The organism is Stenotrophomonas sp. Sm6012, assembly GCF_030985895.1.
Taxonomy (GTDB): Bacteria; Pseudomonadota; Gammaproteobacteria; order Xanthomonadales; family Xanthomonadaceae; genus Stenotrophomonas; species Stenotrophomonas forensis.
This window is the reverse complement of sequence record NZ_JAPTFX010000249.1, coordinates 1-2,906: the sequence shown is the minus strand read 5'-3', so window position 1 is coordinate 2,906 and position 2,906 is coordinate 1. Positions and strand designations below refer to the sequence as shown.

Annotated in this window: 1 protein-coding gene; it reads right to left on the bottom strand. The window is 69.6% G+C overall.

Annotated features, from left to right (window positions below; genetic code table 11):
- Positions 1-221 precede the first annotated feature (221 nt).
- Positions 222-2,864: a PAS-domain containing protein gene (locus tag O0J73_RS22045; RefSeq protein ID WP_308309645.1), complete on the bottom strand. Its 2,643-nt coding sequence runs from the start codon at positions 2,862-2,864 to the stop codon at positions 222-224.
- Between the last annotated feature and the right edge of the window lie 42 nt (positions 2,865-2,906).

The window sequence follows — 2,906 nt, the reverse complement described above, 5'->3', positions numbered from 1 at the left end:
TAACAACTATGCCCGGCAGCTCCGGACTGCCGCCTGAAACGGCTTCATGGCGTCCGTTTTCAGGGGGCCAGATCAGTCAGCCGCATGGATGCGGCTGCCAAGCCTCCAGGGACGGATTCACGGCGTCCCCCGCGCACCCGACCCGACCGGCCCACTCGCGGCTTCTGCTTTCCGCGACCAACCAGACTCCACCCACGAGGGGCTGCGCCGTTGGCTGGAAACTACCCGCGATGGCGGATCAGCAGCTGGCTCATCAACGCCCGCAGCGCCGGCGGCTTCACCGGCTTGGCCATCATTCCCCAGCCGCGCTCGGCGGCCATCTCGCGCAACCCTGCATCGCGCTCGGCGGTCACCAGCACCACCGGCGGGCGTGCCTGCCACAGCCCCGCCAGCGTCTCGTACAACACCGGACCATGGTGATCGCCCATGCGCACGTCCAGCAGCACCAGCTCCGGCACGCTTGTGGTACTGGCCAGGTGCAGCGCGGCCTGCGGGCCATCGGCCAGCATCACCTCGCAGCCCCAGCGTTCCAGCAACGCGCGGCTGGCCGCGCAGACGTGGGGATCGTCATCGATCACCCAGACCCGACGCCCGCGCAGCGGATTATCCGCGGCCGGTTCCTGCACAAGCACCGGCGTCGGTGCCGTGGTGGGAATCGCGCTGGCGTCGCCGAACGGCACACCCACCGCGAACACGCTGCCCTGGCCCACGTGCGAGCGTAGCCGGATCGGATGGCCAAGCAGGCGGCCGATGCGGTCGACGATGGCCAGGCCAAGGCCGGCACCGCGCTGCTGGCCGTCGTGCAGGCGGCGGAATTCCTCGAATATCTCGCCCTGCAGCGCATCGGGAATGCCGGGTCCCTGGTCGTGTACTTCGATCCACAGCAGCCCGTCGCGGCGCCGGCAACCGAGCAGCACGCGGCCGCGTTCGCTGTAGCGCAGCGCATTGGACAGGAAGTTCTGCAGGATGCGCCGCAGCAGCGCTTCATCGCTGACCACCACCGCATCGGTATCGACCCAGTCCACCACCAGCCCGCGCGACTGTGCGGCGATGCCGAACTCGCGCGCCAGTGTCTGCAGCAGCGGCCCCAGCCGGAAGGCCTGCACGCGGGTCGGCAGGCTTCCCGACTCCAGCCGCGCGATATCCAGCAGGCTGTTGAGGATCGCGTCCTGCGCCGCGAGTGCAGCGTCGATGTGGTCGCTGGTCTGCTGCTGTGCCGGATCGCTCAGCTTGCCGCGCAGTACCGAGACGAACATGCGCGCGGCATTGAGCGGCTGCAGCAGGTCGTGCACCGCCGAGGCGACGAAACGGGTCTTGTAGCGGTTGGCCTGCTCGGCTTCGCGGCGGGCTTCGTCCAGGTCGTGGGTACGCTCGGCGATGCGGTGCTCGAGTGCGTCGGCCAGCGAGCGCAGTTCGCGTGCGGCGTTCTTGTAGCTGGTGATGTCGGCATAGCTGGTGACGAAGCCGCCGTCGGGCAGCGGATTGCCACGGATCTCCAGCACCGTGCCATCGTCCTTCTCGCTTTCGCGCATGTGCGGGCGGCCACTGCGCAGGTGGTTGAGGCGGCGTTCGATCGCCTCGTCGACCGGGCCCGGGCCAAGCAGGCCACGGCGCGCGTTGAAGCGGAACAGCTCCTCGATGGGCCGGCCCACGCGCACCAGTTCCAGGGGAAAACGGAACAGCTCGAGGTAGCGCGAATTCCACGCGACCAGGCGCAGCTCGCGGTCGATCACCACCACGCCCTGTGGCAGGTGTTCCAGGCTGCGGCTGAGGCCACTGTCGGCGTCGGTGGCGGCCTGCAGCAGGCCATCCTGCGCGGTGCGCAGTTCCTGCGCGTGCTGCTTGAGCAGGGTTTCCAGTTCGCGGCGGCTGCGCAGGCGGTGCTTGGCCAGGCGCCGGCGCTGCTGCACGAACAGCACCAGGAAGCCCAGTGCGAGCCACGCCGCACCACCGGTCAGGGCCGCCGCACGGCCGGCGGCGGTGGCAGCGCTGGCGTCGTGCAGCAGGTGCAGGTTCCAGCCTTCGGCGGGCAGTGCAAGGCTCTGCCACAGCATCGGCTGTAGCAGGGCAGGGTCGAGCAGGCGCACCATGCGGCCACCGTCGGCCAGTACGTCCTCGGTGCGTGCGCGCAGCGGCTGCAGGGCACGGTCGGCGTACTGCCGGGCGTCGAGCATTTCGCGGCGTTCATCAGCGCCCAAGGGGCGCAGCAGGCGGTAGCGCCAGTTGTCCCGGTTGGCCAGGAACACCACGTCGTGGTCGTCGCTGGCCAGCACCACGTCCGGGCTGCTCAGCCATTCCTGCTCCAGCGCCGACAGCTCGACCTTGATCACCACCACGCCCAGCCGCTTGCCGTCTTCCTCGATGGCCTGCGACAGGTAGTAGCCGGGCACGCCAGTGGTCATGCCGATGCCGTAGAAACGGCCACGGCCCTGGGCCAGCGCCTGGCGGTAGTACGGGCGGTAGCTGTAGTTCTCGCCGACGTTGGTGGTCGGCTGGTCCCAATTGCTGGCCGCCACGGCCACGCCGTCGTGGCCGACCAGGGTCAGGGTGGAGGCGCGGGTGACCTCGTTGGCACGCTGCAGCTTGAGGTTCAGCCGCTGCCGTTCGGCAGGCGAGGGGGGCACGCGCAGGGCATGCAGCAGGTCCGGATCAAGTGCCAGCACCTGCGGCAGCGTACCGAAGCGGTCGATGCGCTGCTGCAGGCCCTGGCCATACAGCTGCAGCTGGCGTTGCACCTGGCTGCTTTCCTCGCCCAGTGCGCGGCGCCAGGCGTAATGTCCGGCGGCGACCGCGCACAGCACGGTACCACCGACCATCACCAGGATGGTCAGCAACAGCATCCGATGGCGGCTGAGCCAGTACATGGCGGCAGTCTACGCAGGGCCGGGGGGGGGGGGGGGGGGGGG

Excerpts from the sequence above, each read along its gene's own strand:
- O0J73_RS22045 (WP_308309645.1), bottom strand. The coding sequence starts at position 2,864 with ATGTACTGGCTCAGCCGCCATCGGATGCTGTTGCTGACCATCCTGGTG.